We start from the raw sequence: 16,593 nt of genomic DNA, 5'->3' as shown, positions 1-16,593 counted from the left end.
TAGCGGGGATGGCTGCGGCCGGCTCAGCGGCCTTCCTTTAGTGCGATCGCATTGATGCCGGCACCGGCCAGGCGCTGCTTGGTCGACTCCAGCTCGGTGGCCGAGCGGAACGGGCCGAGGCGCACGCGGTTGTAGGTCTGTCCGCCGATGTTGACCGACTGCACGTTGGCGACGAAGCCCTGCAACGCGAGTTTTGCCTTCAGCGTTTCCGCGTCGGCGGCGTTCGGGAAGGCGCCGACCTGCAGCAGGTAGCCGCTGCCGGCTCCGGGTTGCGGTACGGCAGTGGCCGGTGCGGCGGTGACGTCCTGGCTGACCGCGGCCGGCGCATTGGCCGGCGCCACCGTCGGTGCCGCCTGGGCAGCCTGCTGTGCCTGCAGCTGGGCCGCCTGTTGCTGTTTCTGTTGCTGCTCGACGCGCGCTTGCGCGCTGATCTCGGCGTCGGGGATGCGCACTTCTTTCTCCGACAGCACCGAGTAGAAGTCGAATTGCGGCTTCTTCGGTGCGTTGTCGCCGGTCGACTCGAGTACGCCCGGCGCGCTGCCGCGCTCGGCCGTGGCCTGCGGATTCGCCTGCGGGCCGTCGGCCTTGCGCAGGCTGGTCAGCAGGCTGCCGCGCATCATCACGGCCATCAGGATCGCGCCGGCCACCAGGCCGATGACCGCGTAACCCCAGCCCGGGAAACCATTGCTGCCGTTGCGCACGGCCTGCCGACCCCTGCCCTTGCGTGCTGCCATTACATCTTCTCCGGGGCGCCGAGGCCCAACAAGTCCAGACCATTCTTCAACACCTGGCGGGTCGCCACCACCAGCGCCAGGCGCGCGTTGCGCAGCTCGGCATCCTCGACCAGGAACTGGTACGAGTTGTAATAGGTGTGGAACGCGTTGGCCAGTTCACGCAGCCACGCCGCGACCAAGTGCGGCTCCAGGTTCGCCGCCGCCGCCTCGACCAGTTCCGGGTATTTCGACAGCTCGGTGAGCAGGATCTGTTCGTGTTCGGTGTCCAGTCGCGCCAGGTGGGTGAGACCGTCGGTCAGGTCGACCGTGAAGCCCTTCTCCGGCGCCTGGCGCAGCACGCTGCAGACGCGGGCATGTGCGTACTGGATGTAGTACACCGGGTTGTCGTTCGACTGCGAGCGCGCCAGGTCGATGTCGAACACCAGCTGCGAGTCGGACTTGCGCGAGATCAGGAAATAGCGCGTGGCGTCCTTGCCGACCTCGTCGATCAGGTCGCGCAGGGTGACGTAGCTGCCGGCGCGCTTGGAGATCTTCACCTCCTCGCCGCCCTTCATCACGGTGACCATCTGGTGCAGCACGTATTCCGGCCAGCCCTTCGGGATGCCGCAATCGAGCGCCTGCAGGCCGGCCTTCACCCGCGCCAGCGAGCCGTGATGGTCCGAACCCAGCTCGGTGATCGCGCGTTCATAGCCGCGCTGCCACTTGCTCAGGTGGTAGGCCACGTCGGGCAGGAAGTAGGTGTAGGTGCCGTCGGACTTGCGCATCACGCGGTCCTTGTCGTCACCGAAATCGGTGGTGCGCAGCCACAGCGCGCCGCCGTCCTCGTAGGTGTGGCCGTGCGCAATCAGCTCGCGCACGGTCTCCTCCACCTTGCCGTCGCTGTACAGCGACGATTCGAGGAAATAGGTATCGAAGCCCACGCCGAACGCCTGCAGGTCCAGATCCTGCTCGCGGCGCAGGCTGGCCACGGCGAAGCGGCGGATCGCGTCGAGGTCGTCGACGTCGCCGGCCGCGATCACCGTCTCGCCGTCGGCGACGACCGCCTCGCAGTCGAGATAGGCGCGCGCCACGTCGGCGATGTAGTCGCCGCGGTAGCCGTTTTCCGGCCAGCTGCTGTCGTCCGGGGTGATCCCGCGGGCGCGTGCCTGCACCGAAATTGCCAGGTTGGCGATCTGCACGCCGGCGTCGTTGTAGTAGAACTCGCGCTTCACGTTCCAGCCGGTGGCATCGAGCAGGCGGCTCAGGCAGTCGCCGATCGCCGCGGCGCGGCCGTGGCCCACGTGCAGCGGGCCGGTCGGGTTGGCCGAGACGAATTCCACGCCGACGGTCTTGCCGTTGCCGCTGGTGCTGCGCCCGTAGACGTCGCCTTCGGCCATGATCCGGCGTACCTCGGCGTGGTACGCACCGGCGGCGAGGAAGAAGTTGATGAAGCCGGGACCGGCGATCTCGACCTTCTCCACCAGGGTATTCGTCGGCAGTGCGGCGACCAGCTTCTCCGCCAGCTCGCGCGGTTTGGCGCGCACCGCCCCTTCGGCGTGGCTCAGGACATGCTTGGCCAGCAGCATTGCCACGTTGCTGGCGAAATCGCCGTGTTCACGGCTGCGCGCGCGCTCGATCACGAAGCCGGGCAGGCTGAGGTCGGTGGGCAGGGTGGCGTCATCTTGCAGGGTCTGGATCGCCTGCAGCACCAGTTCGCGCAGCTGTTCTTTCACAGGTGGGGTCGGTTTCGTGATGGAACCGCCAATCCTAACAGACCGCCTTGCCGGCGAAACGCGTTGGGATGGGGCGTCGCGGCGTGGGCCAGTCGGGGTGGCCTGATCGTGGCCGGATTTTGATGCGCCGCGGCGAGCCGTCTTGTGGATAAGTCTGTGGGGAAAGCGCCGACCGGCGATTTGGCGTGCGCCCGGAAGTGCCGTAAATCTGATTTTCGCAAGAAATTGTTAATTAATATCAGCAAATTATGGCATCAACTTAGAGTCAAGGTCCCGATAGGTGCGGCAAGTACCGGTACCACTGTCATGTGCATAAGTTGTTGCGACTTGGTGGGGGTTCCGGGGGAGCGTGGATGTCATCGGTTTGACATGCGGCGCTGCGACACTGACCGCGCCAAGACATGAACTCCCCTCCATGCCATGGCAACCGGGGATGCCGCTCTCCCCACCTCCCCAATCGGCCTCGCGGCGTGGCTCGTGCCACGCCGTTTTTTTGCCCGCGAGCCGCTCGGAGGTCGTGAACGGGCTCTCAGATCAGGCCGCGGGCCGCCATCGACACTGGCTCGCCGCTGCCGATCACCAGGTGATCCAGCACGCGCACGCCGACCAGTTGCAGCGCATCGCGCAACTCGTGGGTGATCGCGCGGTCGGCGGCGCTGGGTTCGGCCACGCCGGAGGGGTGGTTGTGAGCGAAGATCACTGCGCAGGCATTGTGCTGCAGGCACGCCCGCACCACTTCGCGCGGATGCACGCTGGCACCGTCGACGGTGCCGCGGAACAGCTCCTCGAACGCCAGCACGCGGTGGCGGTTGTCCAGATACAGGCAGCCGAATACCTCGTACGGCAGGTGGCGCAGACGCGCGCGCAGGTAGTCGCCGCTGTCGCGTGGGTTGCCCAGGCTGGGCTTTTCCTGCAGCTGTTCGGCCAGGCTGCGTCGGGCCAGCTCCAGCGCGGCGGTGATGCGTGCACGCTTGGCCGGTCCCAGTCCGCCGACGCGAATGTGCTGTTCGGTCCGGCTGAGCAGCGCGCCCAGGCTGCCGGCGGTGTTCAGCAGTTCGCGACCCAGCGCGAGCGCGTCCTTGCCGCGGCTGCCGCTACCCAGCAGCACCGCCAGCAGCTCGGCGTCGGATAGCGCGCTGCTGCCGCGCGCCAGCAGTTTTTCACGGGGGCGTTCGCCTTCGGGCCAGTCGCGGATGCTCATGCCCCCCAACTTGCCCGACGGCGCCTTCGTTGGACAGCGGTGCCGGTGAGTGAATCCGGTAAGCTAGGCCTCTGCCCGATTGTCAGGCCCGCCTTACATGAGTCTTGCCCAACGCCGCATCCTGCTCGGAGTGTCGGGCGGCATCGCCGCTTACAAGTCCTGCGAACTGGTTCGCCGCCTGCGCGATCTCGATGCCGAGGTGCGCGTGGTGATGACCGAGGGTGCCACCCACTTCGTCAGCCCGACCACGTTCCAGGCGCTGTCCGGCCAAGCCGTGCGGGTCAGCCTGTGGGACGCGCAGGCCGAGGCCGCGATGGGGCATATCGAACTGGCGCGCTGGGCCGAACGGATCCTGGTGGCGCCGGCCAGCGCCGACCTGCTGGCGCGGCTCGCGCACGGCATGGCCGACGACCTGCTGACCACGCTGTGCCTGGCCAGCGCCGCGCCGCTGTACCTGGCGCCGGCGATGAACCAGCAGATGTGGGCGCACCCGGCGGTGCAGGCGAATATCGCCACCTTGCGCCAGCACGGCGCGCAGCTGCTGGGGCCGGCGGTAGGCGACCAGGCCTGCGGCGATGTAGGCAGCGGCCGCATGCTGGAACCGCATGAGCTGCGCGATGCGCTGGCGGCCTCGTTCGGTAGTCAATCGTTGGCCGGGTTGAAGGTGCTGGTCAGCGCCGGCCCGACCTACGAGGACATCGACCCGGTGCGCTTCATCGGCAACCGCAGTTCCGGCCGGATGGGTTTCGCGGTGGCCGAAGCGGCCGCCCAGGCCGGTGCCGAAGTGACCCTGGTGGCCGGGCCGGTGAATCTGGCCACGCCAGCCGGTGTGGCGCGCCGCGTCGATGTGCGCAGCGCGGCGCAGATGCATGCCGCGGTGCTGGCCGCTGCCGCGCAGGCCGATATCTATGTTGGCGCGGCGGCGGTCGGCGACTACCGTCCGCTGGAAGTGTCCGCGCAGAAGCTGAAAAAGCATGACGGCAGCGAGCTGACCCTGCTCCTCGGCGAGAACCCGGACATCCTGGCCAGCCTTTCGGCGCAAACCGCGCACCCGTTCCTGGTCGGATTCGCCGCGGAGACGCATGATGTGGCGAGCTATGCGCAGGGCAAGCTGCGCCATAAGGGGCTGGACATGATTGCGGCAAACCAGGTCGGCGGCGGTCTCGGTTTCGAGGCGGCCGACAATGCGTTGACCTTGTACTGGGCCGACGGCGCCGTCGAGTTGCCGCGGACATCGAAAGCCGAGCTGGCGCGCCAGCTGGTCGCCCACGTGGCCGCACGCTACCGGGCGACGCGCGGATGACGATCGACGTCGAGCTGAAGATCATCGATCCGCGTCTCGGCGACAGCATCCCGCTGCCGCAGGCCGCCACGCCGGGCAGCGCCGGCATGGACCTGCGCGCCGCCCTGGACGCGCCGCTGACCCTGGCGCCGGGCGAAAGCGCACTGGTGCCCAGTGGCATCGCGATCCATATCGGCGACCCGGGCTGGTGCGCGCTGATCGTGCCGCGCTCGGGGCTGGGCCACAAGCACGGGCTGGTAATGGGCAATCTGGTCGGGGTGATCGATGCCGACTACCAGGGTCCGCTGATGATTTCGTGCTGGAATCGCGGCAGCCAGTCGTACACCATCGCGGTGGGCGACCGCATCGCCCAGTTGCTGCTGGTGCCGGTGGCGCAGGCGCGGTTGAACATCGTGAGCGACTTCGCGCCCAGCCAGCGCGGCGGCGGTGGCTTCGGCTCGACCGGCATCCAATAATCAGAGGGGCTGGCCCGAGCGGATCGGGCCGGCCTGCAGCTGCGGGGGCGGGATATGGCGTTGAACATCGCGAAAGAACGGTTGCGCGGTCTGCAGGTCGACTGGCAGGCTCTGCTGCCGCTGGCCGGCGGCACCGTGCTGCTGCTGCTGGGGCTGTTCTGCGCGTGGCAGACCTGGCTGATTGCCGACGAAGGCAATGCGATCCAGCGCGTGCACATGGCCCAGGACCAGGCCGTCAAGGCGCTGTCCCAGGAAATCGCCAGCCAGCGCGGCGCGGTCGAAAACGTACTGGCCGGCGTGGACCCGGCGACCCTGATGAGCGATCCGGTGCAATCTGCCGCGGCGCTGCGTCAGCAACTGCCGCAGGCGAAGAAGCTGGAGCTGTACAGCGGCGACCTCAACGAGGTGCTCAAGGCCAACTACCGCGAGTTCGGCTACGCCAAGGCGGCCCAGCTGATGGCCGCGCAGAGCGCCGAAGGCGTGCCGCTGGTGCAAAGCGTCTCCTACGGCAATGGCGATCGCCGGTTGAGCCTGGTGATTCCGCTGGGGCCGCCGCAGCAAGCCCAGGCCTGGGCCTGGGTCGAGTTGCCGTTCGCTCCGCTGCGGCAGCGTTTCGACGCGATTTCACCGGCCGGCGGCCGGCTCGACCTGCGCCAGGGCGACGATCGCGGCTACGTGCAACTGTTCTCGCACGGCACCACCTCGGCCGAAGCCGAAGCGGCCGGCAAGCCGATCGCGGGCAGCGTGTTCAGTGTCGGCGCCGGTCTGCCGGGCGCCTTCATCGTGTTGCCACGTTCGTGGCTGCTGAGCGGCTTGCTGACCTTGTTCGGCCTTGGCGGTGGTGGCTACCTGTTGTGGCTGCGCCTGCGCCATCTGCAGGTGCCGGCGCCGTCCGAGGCGGAACAGCCCGAAGCACCGGTCGAAGTCCGCAAGGCCACCGCGGTCCGCGTCCGGCCGCCTGCGCCGGTCGCGCCGCCGGTCGCCGCGGCGGTCAGCGTAGACCCGACCATCTTTCGCGCGTACGACGTGCGCGGTGTGGTCGGCAAGACCCTGAACAAGGACGTGGCGCGCGCGCTCGGCCAGTCGATCGGCACGCTGATGGGCGAGAAGGGCCTGCGCGAGATCGTGGTCGGCCGCGACGGCCGCCTGTCCGGGCCGGAACTGGCCGGGGCGCTGGCCGACGGCCTGCGCGAAGCCGGCGTGGACGTGATCGACATCGGCGCGGTGCCGACGCCGGTGGTGTACTACGCCGCCTACCGCCTCAACACCGGCTGCGGCGTGGCCGTCACTGGCAGCCACAACCCGCCGGACTACAACGGTTTCAAGATCGTGGTCGGCGGCGAGACGCTGTCCGAAGGGACGATCCAGGACCTGTACCAGCGCATCGCCAGCGGCGCGCTGGCGAGCGGCGGCGGTGGCGGCCTGCGCCAGGTCGACGTGGCGCCGGACTACATCGAGAAAATCGTTGCCGACGTGCTCGCCGAGCGCCGCCTGAAGGTCGTGGTCGATTGCGGCAACGGCATTCCCGGCGCGATCGCACCGCAAGTGCTGGAAGGCGTCGGTTGCGAGGTGATCCCGCTGTACTGCGACGTCGACGGCACGTTCCCGAACCATCACCCGGACCCGTCCGATCCGGCCAACCTGGAGGACCTGATCCACGCGGTGAGGCAGACCGGCGCCGACCTGGGCATGGCGTTCGACGGCGACGGCGACCGCCTCGGCGTGGTCACCCGGGCCGGCGAGATCATCTATCCGGACCGCCTGCTGATGCTGTTCGCGCGCGACGTGCTGTCGCGCCAGCCCGGCGCCACGATCATCTACGACGTGAAGTGCACCAGCCACCTGAAGGGGCAGATCCTGGATGCCGGCGGCAGTCCGCTGATGTGGCGCACCGGGCATTCGCTGATCAAGGCGAAGATGCGCGAGACCGGCGCCGAACTGGCCGGCGAGATGAGCGGGCATTTCTTCTTCAAGGAGCGCTGGTACGGCTTCGACGATGGTGTCTACGCCGCTGCGCGGCTGCTTGAGATCCTCGCCGGCGACCTGCAGGGGCGCAGCCCGGAGGAGATCTTCGCGACGTTGCCGAAGAGCGTCTCCACGCCGGAACTGAAGGTCGAACTAGCCGAGGGCGAGCACTACCGCTTCATGGACAAGCTGCGCCAGCAGGCCAACTTCGAGGACGCCACCCTGATCACCATCGACGGCGTGCGCGCGGACTGGCCGGACGGCTGGGGGCTGGTGCGCGCGTCAAACACCACGCCGGTGCTGGTGCTGCGTTTCGAGGCGGACAACCCGACTGCGCTGAAGCGGATCCAGCAGATCTTCCGCCAGCAGCTGCTGGCGGTGGATCGCGGGCTGAAGCTGCCCTTCTGACATCGCGGGCTTCGACAAGATATCGAAGTTCACTCCGGCGGATGATGGGGCTCACATCGCCGCAGAACTGCCCTACTCCGCCGGCTGTTCCTGCGCCGCCTTGAGTTCGCGGTAGCGCGCCAGCTGCCCGACCTGCTGTTGTACGGTTTGTGCGCGCAAGGCCTGTTGGCGGCGCAGCGTATTGCGCAGGGCGGCGACCACGTTGCGCTGTTGCGCGATGCTGTCGACCAGGAATTTCGGCACCGGGCTCTTGGCATTCTCGAGGTCGGCCGCGCGGCCGAGCAGATCGGTCAGGGCTTTTTCCTGGCTGCGCAGGTTGATCTGGGTGGTGTGGATCTGCTGGTCGCTGGTGTCCAGCGTCTGCTGCAGCGCGATCTGGTAGGACTCCTCGTCCGGATAGGCCGCCAGCATCTGCGTGTCGGCGTTCGCGCGCTCTTGCGCGGCGCGCTGCTTGGCCGCCTGTTCGGCAGCCAGCTTGTTGGCGGCGGCGCGTTCGGCGGCACTCAACTGGCGCGGTACGCGCTGCACCACCATGCCACGGTCGTTGACCAGGTCGTAGCCGTACTTCATCGCTTCGGCGGTCAGGCTGTCGCTGAAGTGCATCAGGCCTTGCCCGTCGTACCACTTGTAACGGATGTTGCCGGTGTTCTGGGCGTGCGCCGAGAGGCTCGCGACCAGTACGACAGCAGCAATGACGAGCAATGGTTTGCGCATGGATTCCTCTCTCGTTGTCCAGTATAGCGACCGCCGTCGCGCTGCCTAGCTCCGCGCCGACGGCCGCGGCGGCAGTGTGACCGGGTTCGCCAGAGTCTATCGGCCAAACGGTGAACTCAGCGCTGAACCCCGTAGCGCTCGCGGTAGGCCAGCAGGCGTGCATGCTCGGCGGCCAGTTGCGGCCGCTCGCCGGCGTATGCCAGCACGTCGTCGAGGGCGGTGATCGCGATCACCGGGATGCCGTAGTCGGCGGCCACTTCCTGCGCGGCCGAGCGTTCGCCCTGGCCGCGCTCCTGCCGGTCCAGCGCGATCAGCACGCCGGCCGGTTCGGCCCCATGCGCGCGGATCAGCGCCAGCGATTCGCGCACCGCGGTGCCGGCGGTCATCACGTCGTCGACGATCAGCACGCGGCCCTTGAGCGGGGCGCCGACCAGCACGCCGCCCTCGCCGTGATCCTTCGCCTCCTTGCGGTTGTACGCCCACGGCAGGTCGCGGCCGTGGCCATCGGCCAGCGCGATCGCGGTGGCGGCGGCCAGCGCGATGCCCTTGTAGGCGGGGCCGAACAGCATGTCGACGGCGATGCCGGCGTTCACTACGGCGGCGGCATAGGCGCGGCCGAGTTGGGCCAGCGCGGCGCCGGAGTCGATCCGCCCCATGTTGAAGAAGTACGGGCTGTGGCGGCCGGACTTCAGGGTGAAATCGCCGAAGCGCAGCACCTCGCGCTGCAGGGTGAGTTCGATGAAGTCGCGCTGGTAGTCGTGCACGGGTCTCTCGCAAACGGTGGGGTCAGGGCAGCGGTCGCAGCAGCAGGTGCTGCGGGCCGGAACGCCCGCCATGGTACAGCTCGCCGCTGTCATTGAAGCCGGCGCGCAGGTACAGCCGCAGGGCTGCGTGATTGCTGCGGTTGACCGTCAGCGCCAGCTGGCGCGCGGCGGGGTGACGCCGGGCGAGGTCGCTGAACATTGCCTGCAGCGCCAGTTGACCCAGGCCGCGGCCTTGCCAGGCGGCATCGATGAAGAACCCGCGCAGACCCAGCGACGGCAGTTCGAGATCGCGCCCGGTCACGCTGCGCGGCGTGGGTTCGATGCGGTAGTAGCCGATGGCTGTGTCACCGTGCAGGATCGCCATCGCTTCGCTACCGGGACACAGCGTCACGTCGGCCAGCAGGTCGGCGATCGCGCCGACCCAGTCGCGCTGGGCCGGCAGTACGTGCAGGCCCAGCAGCCTCGGACGCAGCGCATCGTCGACCGGAACGACGCGGATGGCGACAGTGATTGGCATGTTCGCTTCCATGGCGGTGGCGGGGTGCCGTGGTTGTTATGATCACCCATCACGAGATCGGGAGAGTCCATGCGCATCATCAGCCTCAATGCCAACGGCATCCGCTCGGCCGCGACCAAGGGCGTGTTCGACTGGCTGCGCAAGCAGGACGCCGACGTGGTCTGCCTGCAGGAGACCAAGGCGCAGGAAGATCAGCTCACCGACGCGATGTTCCGACCCGACGGCCACCATTGCTTCTACCGCGACGCCAGCAGCAAGAAGGGCTACAGCGGCGTGGCGATCTACGCGAAGCGCGAGCCCGACCAGGTGCTGACCGAACTGGGCTGGGACGAATTCGACAACGAAGGCCGCTACATCGAGGCGCGCTTCGGCAACCTCAGCGTGGTCTCGCTGTACTTCCCGTCGGGTTCCTCCGGCGACGAACGCCAGCAGTTCAAGTTCAAGGCGATGGAATGGATCACGCCGATCTTCGACCAGTGGCTGGCCAGTGGCCGCGACTACGTGATCTGCGGCGACTGGAACATCGTGCACACGAAGAACGACATCAAGAACTGGTCCTCCAACCAGAAGAACTCCGGCTGCCTGCCGGAAGAGCGTGCGTGGCTGGATCTGCTGTTCCAGCAGCGCGGCTGGGTCGACAGCTTCCGCGCGATCAAGCCGGACGCCGTCGAATACACCTGGTGGTCGAACCGCGGCCAGGCGCGTGCGAACAACGTGGGTTGGCGCATCGACTACCAGGTCGTCACACCGTCGCTGCGCGAGCGCCTGCGCGATTGCTCGATCTACCGCGAGCAGCGCTTCTCCGACCACGCGCCGTACACCGTCGACTATGCCGACTGAGCCGCTGGCGCGGAAGCCGGCGAAGCCGTCGGTATGGCGGGCGTTTGCCCAGCCGGCGGCGTGGACCATGTTCCTGTTCGGCTTTTCCTCCGGCCTGCCGTTCCTGCTGGTGGCCGGTACGCTCGCGTACTGGCTGAAGGAAAACGGCATCGATCTGAAAGACATCACGATGATCGCCAGCGCCGGCATGACCTATGCGTTCAAGTTCGTGTGGGCGCCGTTGCTCGACCACTGGCGAATCCCCGGCTTCGCCCGCCTCGGCCAGCGCCGCGGCTGGCTGCTGTTCGCGCAGTTGGGTGTGGTGGTCGGGCTGCTGGCGATGGCGTTGCTGACGCCGGCGCTGCTGGTGCCGTTCGTGGCGGCCACGCTGGTGGTGGCGTTCTTTGGCGCGACCCAGGACATCGCGGTGGATGCCTACCGCATCGAGATCGCGCCGATCGAGGCACAGGGCGCGCTGGTCGCCACCTACTCGCTGGGCTATCGGATCGGCCTGCTGCTGGCCGGTGCGGTGGCGCTGATCCTGGCCGACCATCTGCCGTGGCGGTTGGTCTACGCGCTGATGGCGGTCGCGATGGGGGTGCCGCTGGCGACCACGCTGATGGCGCGCGAGCCGGACGTGCTGCGGATACGGGCCGCGCGCTGGCGCGACGCGATGCGCGAGAGCGTGATCGATCCGTTCGCCGATTTCTTCCGTCGCTACGGCTGGGCCCTGGCCGGGGTGACCCTGCTGTTCCTTCTGCTGTTCAAGATGCCCGAGCAGGCCACGATCGGCGGCATCATGAGCCCGTTCTACCGCGACATGGGTTTCTCCAAGACCGAGATCGGCACGGTCACCAAGATCTACGGCATCTGGATTGGCATTGTCGGCGTGTTCATTGGCGGCGCCGCGGTGGCGCGCTGGGGTGCGTGGCGTCCGCTCGGCGTCACCATCGTGCTGTGTGGCTGCAGCAACCTGCTATACCTGTTCCTTATCGCTCATCCGGGCGATCTGCTGGTGCTGACCCTGGTGATCTCCGGCGAAAACCTGACCCTGGGCATGCTGGGGCCGCCGACGGTGGCGTTCCTGTCCTCGCTGGTCAACCGCCAGCACACCGCGACGCAGTACGCGCTGCTGAGCTCGCTGGTGAACCTGCCCGGCAAGCTGCTCGGCTTTTTCGCCGGCGGCATCGCCACGGCCACCGGCTACGGCGGCTACTTCGTCATCACGGTGCTGGCGGTGCTGCCGTCGATGCTGCTGTTCGCCTGCCTGTGGCGCTATTTCCGCGGCGTCGAACGCGCGCGCGTGGCGGCGGAAGCGGCTGCATAGCCGATCAGCCGGGCAGCGTGGCGGCGCTCACAGTAAAACTGCCAAGTCATCCACGGAATCGCCGTCGCGACGTCTGGCCTCGCCATGGCTGTGCAAACATCCGGCGCAACAGGGGCACGTGCAACAAGGAGTGACGCTTGTGCCGGACATGATCTTGCAGCACGTCGACAGTCTGCTCACCGAGCGCATCCGGGCGCTGGCCAGGGAGCGCCAGTGCTCGATCAATGACGTGATGCTGCACGCCTTGCGCAATGGCCTGGGCATCTCGGCCGCCCAGCATTTCAGCGAAAGCCTGCGCGACCCGGAGGCGCTGACCGTGCTCGAAGGTCAGTGGGAGGCTACGGAACAGGGCGTGTTCCAGGAAGCGCTGCACGCGCTGGCGCAGACCCGCCCGACTCAGCTGGCGCCAGAGCGCATCCGCTACGGCGAACCGGCGGCGGGCGCGGAGTAGATCGCGCCCAGCACCCGCGGTCCGCGCGCGCCTGTCACTGCCGGCAGGTTCCCGGGCAGGCCGAGCAGGCGCTGTCGTGCCAGCCAGGCAAACGCGGTGGCTTCGAGGAAGTCCGGGTCGATGCCGTAGCGCGATGTGCTCAGCAGTACGCGCGGCGCCAGCAGTTCGCCCAGCCGCCGCATCAACGCGCCGTTGTGCACGCCGCCGCCGCAGGCCAGCACTTCGTCCGCCTCCGGGGCATGTTGCGCGATCGCCATGGCGACGCTGCGCGCGGTGAGCTCCAGCAGGGTCGCCTGCACGTCGACCGGGTCCAGCGCAGCGCATGCCGCGTGTGTGGCCAGCCACGCCAGGTGGAAATGCTCACGGCCGGTGCTCTTCGGCGGCGGCAGCGCGAAGTAGGGGTCGGCCAGCAGGGCGTCGAGCAGGTCGGCGTCGAAGCGGCCGCTGGCGGCGTACGCGCCGTCGCGATCGAACGGCTCGCCGCGCTGGCGCAGGCACCAGGCATCGAGCAGGCCGTTGGCCGGGCCGGTGTCGAAGCCGAGTACGCGGCTGTCGGCGCCGAGCACGGTGATGTTGGCGATGCCGCCGAGGTTGAGCACCACCCGGGTGTGTCCCGGCCGGGCCAGCAGCATCGCGTGCAGCGCCGGCAGCAACGGTGCGCCCTGCCCGCCGGCGGCGATGTCGGCGCGGCGGAAGTCCGCCACCACGTCGATACCGCAGCGTTCGGCGATCACGCTGGGATCGCCCAGTTGCAGCGTAAACGGGTACGTCCCGGTGGGGCGGTGGCGCAGGGTCTGGCCGTGCGAGCCGATTGCGCGGACGGCCGCTGTCGGGGTGCCGCTGTGTTCGAGCAGCTGCAGCGCCGCGTCGGCGAAGCCGTGGCCGATTTCGACGTCCAGCCGTCCAAACGCGTCCAGGTCCAGCGCGGTCTCACCCTGGGCCAGCGCCAGCATGCGTTCACGCAGTGCCGTGGGCCAGGGATGCGCGTGGCTGGCCAGCAGTTGCGGTACGCCGCGGCTGAAGCTGACCAGCACGCTGTCGATGCTGTCCGCGCTGGTGCCGGAGATCAGTCCGAGGTAGAGCGCCGAGGCGTCGTCCACGCGCGGCGGATGCTCAGTTGTCGTGGTTGGCGGGGGCGTTCGCACGCGCCAGCTGGATGCGGGAGTCCAGTTCGGTCAGCCGTGCCAGCTGGGGTTTCACCACTTCGGCCTTGAAACGCGCCATCTGCACGGCTGGCAGCGGCTCGGGCTTCGGCAGCGTGACCGTCTGCGGGTTGCGCTGTACACCGTTGACGCGGAATTCGTAGTGCAGGTGCGGGCCGGTGGCGAGGCCGGTCATGCCGACGTAGCCGATCACTTCGCCCTGGCGCACGCGTTCGCCCACACGTTGACCCTTCACGAAGCGCGACATGTGGCCGTAGGCGGTGCTGATGGTTTTGTCGTGCTGGACCACCACGAAGTTGCCGTAGCCGCGCTCCCAGCCGTGGTACTTGATCACGCCGTCGCCGGCCGCGTGGATCGGGGTGCCGCTGGGTGCGGCGTAGTCGACGCCCTTGTGTGCACGCATGCGGCCGAGCACGGGGTGCATGCGGGCCGAGCTGAAGGTCGAGGAGATCCGGGTGAAATCGACCGGGATGCGCAGGAACGACTTCTGGATCGGCCGGCCGTCCTCGCTGTACCAGCCGTAGTTGCCGTCGGCCTTCTTGAAGCGGTAGGCAGTGTAGCGCTTGCCCTGGTTGATGAACTCGGCCGCGATGATGTTGCCCTGGCCGTAGCGCACGCCGTCGCGATAGATGTCGTCGTAGATCACCGTGAAGCTGTCGCCTATGCGGAGGTCCTGCACGAAGTCGATGTCGTACTTGAACAGGTCGGCAAGCTTGCCGACCATCGCCGCATCCATGCCGGCCTGGTCGCCGGCGGCATACAGACTGCTGCGGATGACGCCATGCGCCACCTGTTCGCGCAGGTCCATGTCGCGCTGCTGGATGGCGACGGTGGGCTGCGCGCCGTCGAGACGGACGGTGGCGCGGCTGGCCTGGTCGCGATCGAAGCGGAAACCCTTGAGACTGCCATCGCTGCCTAGCAGGAAGTCGAATTCCTGGCCGGGACGAATGCTGTGCAGGGCGGATTTCGCGCCGGCGGCGGCGTCCATCACCTTCTGCAGATCGGTCATGTCGAGGCCGCGGGCAGTGAAAATGTCCGACAGCGTCTGGCCCGGCTGCACCCGCACCACCTGCCAGTCGTCCACGGTCGCGGCCGTGACGCTGACCGGCGCGATCTTGGGCAGCGCCAGCGGCAGCAACGAGTGCACTTCCGGCGTGGGCGCGGGGCGCATCGCGCTGGCCCAAGCGGGCATGATGAAGCCGGACAACAACGTGATCAGCAGTGCGGTGCCGGCGAGTACCAGACGCTCGCGGTTCCAGCGGATCGGCTCGATTTCACCCGAGCGATTGAACGACCAGTGTGCACGGCGCTCGTAGAAGTGGGAGTGCCGACGCTGTGCCTTGCGACAGATCGCCTGCTTGCGGGTTTGCCGCGCCCCCTGCTTTTCTTCTGCCATGCTGTACACGCCCGCGCTACAAAGTAACAAACTGCGCGTACCATAACGGTCATGTGCAAAGGGCGTCAACGCCTTTCGCATCAAGGGTTTGCAACGCATTCCTGGTTAACACACAATTAACGTTGACGGCACGGTCACATTGCGGGCCGCTGCCCACTTCATCAGAGAGAAACCAATGAGCGAGCTTGAGCAGGCGCTGGCCACGATTGCGCGCGGCACCGACGAAATCATCAAGCGGGAGGATCTGGTCGAGCGCCTGAAAAGCGGTCGTCCGTTGCGGATCAAGGCCGGTTTCGATCCGACCGCGCCGGATCTGCACCTGGGCCACACCGTGTTGCTGAACAAGATGCGCCAGTTTCAGGACCTGGGGCACCAGGTGATTTTCCTGATCGGCGACTTCACCGGCATGATCGGCGACCCCACCGGCAAGAACGTCACCCGCAAGCCGCTCAGCCGCGAAGACGTACTGGCCAATGCCGAGACCTACGCCGAGCAGGTCTACAAGGTGCTCGACCGCGAGAAGACCGAGTTGCGCTTCAATTCCGAGTGGTTCGGCCAGATGTCCGCGGCCGACATGATCAGGCTGGCTGCCCAGCACACCGTGGCGCGCATGCTCGAACGCGACGACTTCACCAAGCGCTATGCGGCGCAGCAGCCGATCGCGATCCACGAATTTCTGTATCCGCTGGTGCAGGGCTACGACTCGGTGGCGTTGAAGGCGGACGTGGAACTGGGCGGCACCGACCAGAAGTTCAATCTGCTGATGGGCCGTGCGCTGCAGGAACACCACGGCCAGCCGCCGCAGATCGTGTTGACCATGCCGTTGCTGGAAGGCCTGGATGGCATCAACAAGATGTCGAAGTCGCTGGGCAACTACATCGGCATCAACGAGCCGGCGATCGACATCGTCACCAAGACCATGAAGATCGGCGACGAGCTGATGTGGCGCTGGTTCGAGCTGCTCAGCTTCGATGTGTCGCTGGATGAGCTGGCCCGGATGAAGCAGGGCATTGCCAGCGGCGCACTCAACCCGCGCGACGCCAAGCTGCGTCTCGCGCGCGAGCTGGCTGCACGCTTCCATGACACGACTGCCGCCGAGCGGGCGATCGCGGGCTGGCATGCCGTCGTACGCGGTGAGGGCGATACCTCGCTGCTGCCGCAGGCCGATGTCGTGGTCCCGCTTGAAGGCATGCGGCTGGCCGCCTTGCTGACTGCGGCCGGGCTCACCGCCAGCAACTCCGAGGCGAATCGCAAGTTGAAGGAGCGCGCCGTGCGCATCGACGCCGAAGTGGTGGAGGACGCGCAGCGCGTCTTCAGCGCCGGCTTCGAGGGCGTGCTGCAGGTGGGCAAGCGCAACTTTGCCCGCGTGAGGCTCGTGCTCGCCTGATTCCGGTACGTCTGCGCCGACAGGCATGGCGGGGTGCAGGTGTGTCCGGGAAAAGAAAATTCGGTGACACTACAGTTGTTTGCGAAGATTCCGTGAAATTTTTCTCAAGAAACGCTTGCCAAATAAAGCACAGCCCGTATTATTCGCGGCCCGCAGTCGCCCAACGTCGCAAGACGGACTGCCGGGACCTCGAAGAAGCCTCACCGAGGTGTTGACGGTCAAGAAAAGCGATGTAGAATGGGCGGCTCACCCGGGACGAAACGTTGCGGGGTGCAGA

General features: G+C 67.5%; 15 protein-coding genes. 7 read left to right on the top strand and 8 right to left on the bottom strand.

The genetic code is table 11. From position 1 onward, the window contains the following. Positions 1–23: 23 nt before the first annotated feature. The 3 genes from ABD024_RS00075 to radC form a co-directional block, all read right to left on the bottom strand. Complete coding sequence (locus tag ABD024_RS00075; RefSeq protein WP_343848430.1) at positions 24–734, bottom strand: SPOR domain-containing protein; 711 nt, start codon at positions 732–734, stop codon at positions 24–26. Beyond that, the gene (argS, locus tag ABD024_RS00070; RefSeq protein ID WP_343848428.1) at positions 734–2,446 is read right to left on the bottom strand and encodes an arginine--tRNA ligase; all 1,713 of its coding nucleotides are present in this window, start codon (positions 2,444–2,446) and stop codon (positions 734–736) included. Before argS ends, ABD024_RS00075 begins: the two co-directional genes overlap by 1 nt. Before the next feature lie 529 nt (positions 2,447–2,975). Further along, entirely contained in the window at positions 2,976–3,647 is a 672-nt protein-coding gene (gene radC, locus ABD024_RS00065; RefSeq protein ID WP_343848426.1) for a RadC family protein, read from the bottom strand. Between the two features lie 97 nt (positions 3,648–3,744). On the opposite strand from radC, the gene coaBC reads away from it, so the two are divergent. From coaBC to ABD024_RS00050, 3 genes are read left to right on the top strand one after another with little or no spacing between them, the layout of a single operon-like run. Next, positions 3,745–4,950 carry a bifunctional phosphopantothenoylcysteine decarboxylase/phosphopantothenate--cysteine ligase CoaBC gene (coaBC, locus tag ABD024_RS00060; RefSeq protein ID WP_343848423.1) on the top strand — a complete coding sequence of 402 codons (1,206 nt, stop codon included), beginning with the start codon at positions 3,745–3,747 and terminating at the stop codon, positions 4,948–4,950. Further along, the gene (dut, locus tag ABD024_RS00055) at positions 4,947–5,405 is read left to right on the top strand and encodes a dUTP diphosphatase (protein WP_343848421.1); all 459 of its coding nucleotides are present in this window, start codon (positions 4,947–4,949) and stop codon (positions 5,403–5,405) included. The genes coaBC and dut overlap by 4 nt, the downstream gene beginning before the upstream one ends. 54 nt (positions 5,406–5,459) lie before the next feature. Continuing rightward, positions 5,460–7,778 carry a phosphomannomutase/phosphoglucomutase gene (locus ABD024_RS00050; protein WP_343848419.1) on the top strand — a complete coding sequence of 773 codons (2,319 nt, stop codon included), beginning with the start codon at positions 5,460–5,462 and terminating at the stop codon, positions 7,776–7,778. Between the two features lie 72 nt (positions 7,779–7,850). On the opposite strand, the gene ABD024_RS00045 is transcribed toward ABD024_RS00050, so the two are convergent. From ABD024_RS00045 to ABD024_RS00035, 3 genes are all read right to left on the bottom strand, one after another. Next, positions 7,851–8,492, bottom strand: a complete 642-nt coding sequence (locus ABD024_RS00045; RefSeq protein WP_343848417.1) for a DUF4124 domain-containing protein — start codon at positions 8,490–8,492, stop codon at positions 7,851–7,853. A 116-nt stretch (positions 8,493–8,608) separates the two neighbouring features. Next, positions 8,609–9,256, bottom strand: a complete 648-nt coding sequence (gene pyrE / locus ABD024_RS00040; protein WP_343848414.1) for an orotate phosphoribosyltransferase — start codon at positions 9,254–9,256, stop codon at positions 8,609–8,611. Between the two features lie 22 nt (positions 9,257–9,278). Next, complete coding sequence (locus ABD024_RS00035; protein ID WP_343848412.1) at positions 9,279–9,773, bottom strand: GNAT family N-acetyltransferase; 495 nt, start codon at positions 9,771–9,773, stop codon at positions 9,279–9,281. Between the two features lie 69 nt (positions 9,774–9,842). On the opposite strand from ABD024_RS00035, the gene ABD024_RS00030 reads away from it, so the two are divergent. The 3 genes from ABD024_RS00030 to ABD024_RS00020 all read left to right on the top strand — a co-directional run bounded on the left by ABD024_RS00030 (position 9,843) and on the right by ABD024_RS00020 (position 12,370). Continuing rightward, on the top strand, positions 9,843–10,613 hold the full coding sequence (locus ABD024_RS00030) for an exodeoxyribonuclease III (RefSeq protein WP_343848410.1): 771 nt from the start codon (positions 9,843–9,845) through the stop codon (positions 10,611–10,613). Then, the gene (locus ABD024_RS00025) at positions 10,603–11,919 is read left to right on the top strand and encodes an AmpG family muropeptide MFS transporter (RefSeq protein ID WP_425543097.1); all 1,317 of its coding nucleotides are present in this window, start codon (positions 10,603–10,605) and stop codon (positions 11,917–11,919) included. Before ABD024_RS00030 ends, ABD024_RS00025 begins: the two co-directional genes overlap by 11 nt. A 148-nt stretch (positions 11,920–12,067) precedes the next feature. Then, a complete protein-coding gene (locus tag ABD024_RS00020) occupies positions 12,068–12,370 on the top strand; it encodes a hypothetical protein (RefSeq protein WP_343854357.1) in 303 nt (100 codons plus the stop codon). On the opposite strand, the gene ABD024_RS00015 is transcribed toward ABD024_RS00020, so the two are convergent. Continuing rightward, positions 12,340–13,470 carry an anhydro-N-acetylmuramic acid kinase gene (locus ABD024_RS00015; RefSeq protein WP_343848408.1) on the bottom strand — a complete coding sequence of 377 codons (1,131 nt, stop codon included), beginning with the start codon at positions 13,468–13,470 and terminating at the stop codon, positions 12,340–12,342. The two genes, ABD024_RS00020 and ABD024_RS00015, sit on opposite strands and share 31 nt — an antisense overlap. A 13-nt stretch (positions 13,471–13,483) precedes the next feature. Next, positions 13,484–14,929, bottom strand: coding sequence for an OapA family protein (locus ABD024_RS00010; RefSeq protein ID WP_343848406.1), 1,446 nt, complete (start codon positions 14,927–14,929; stop codon positions 13,484–13,486). Positions 14,930–15,104: 175 nt separating this feature from the next. Between ABD024_RS00010 and tyrS the strand changes: the two genes are divergently transcribed. Continuing rightward, positions 15,105–16,316: a tyrosine--tRNA ligase gene (gene tyrS, locus ABD024_RS00005; RefSeq protein WP_343848404.1), complete on the top strand. Its 1,212-nt coding sequence runs from the start codon at positions 15,105–15,107 to the stop codon at positions 16,314–16,316. Positions 16,317–16,593: the final 277 nt, after the last annotated feature.

This window comes from Rhodanobacter soli (assembly GCF_039523495.1).
In the GTDB taxonomy this organism is placed as follows: Bacteria; Pseudomonadota; Gammaproteobacteria; order Xanthomonadales; family Rhodanobacteraceae; genus Rhodanobacter; species Rhodanobacter soli.
This window is presented reverse-complemented; position numbering and strand designations above follow the sequence as displayed.

Excerpts from the sequence above, each read along its gene's own strand:
- coaBC (WP_343848423.1), top strand. The coding sequence starts at position 3,745 with ATGAGTCTTGCCCAACGCCGCATCCTGCTCGGAGTGTCGGGCGGCATC.
- ABD024_RS00030 (WP_343848410.1), top strand. The coding sequence starts at position 9,843 with ATGCGCATCATCAGCCTCAATGCCAACGGCATCCGCTCGGCCGCGACC.
- radC (WP_343848426.1), bottom strand. The coding sequence starts at position 3,647 with ATGAGCATCCGCGACTGGCCCGAAGGCGAACGCCCCCGTGAAAAACTG.
- ABD024_RS00020 (WP_343854357.1), top strand. The coding sequence starts at position 12,068 with ATGATCTTGCAGCACGTCGACAGTCTGCTCACCGAGCGCATCCGGGCG.
- ABD024_RS00035 (WP_343848412.1), bottom strand. The coding sequence starts at position 9,773 with ATGCCAATCACTGTCGCCATCCGCGTCGTTCCGGTCGACGATGCGCTG.
- ABD024_RS00010 (WP_343848406.1), bottom strand. The coding sequence starts at position 14,929 with ATGGCAGAAGAAAAGCAGGGGGCGCGGCAAACCCGCAAGCAGGCGATC.
- ABD024_RS00025 (WP_425543097.1), top strand. The coding sequence starts at position 10,603 with ATGCCGACTGAGCCGCTGGCGCGGAAGCCGGCGAAGCCGTCGGTATGG.
- ABD024_RS00075 (WP_343848430.1), bottom strand. The coding sequence starts at position 734 with ATGGCAGCACGCAAGGGCAGGGGTCGGCAGGCCGTGCGCAACGGCAGC.
- ABD024_RS00050 (WP_343848419.1), top strand. The coding sequence starts at position 5,460 with ATGGCGTTGAACATCGCGAAAGAACGGTTGCGCGGTCTGCAGGTCGAC.
- dut (WP_343848421.1), top strand. The coding sequence starts at position 4,947 with ATGACGATCGACGTCGAGCTGAAGATCATCGATCCGCGTCTCGGCGAC.
- ABD024_RS00045 (WP_343848417.1), bottom strand. The coding sequence starts at position 8,492 with ATGCGCAAACCATTGCTCGTCATTGCTGCTGTCGTACTGGTCGCGAGC.
- tyrS (WP_343848404.1), top strand. The coding sequence starts at position 15,105 with ATGAGCGAGCTTGAGCAGGCGCTGGCCACGATTGCGCGCGGCACCGAC.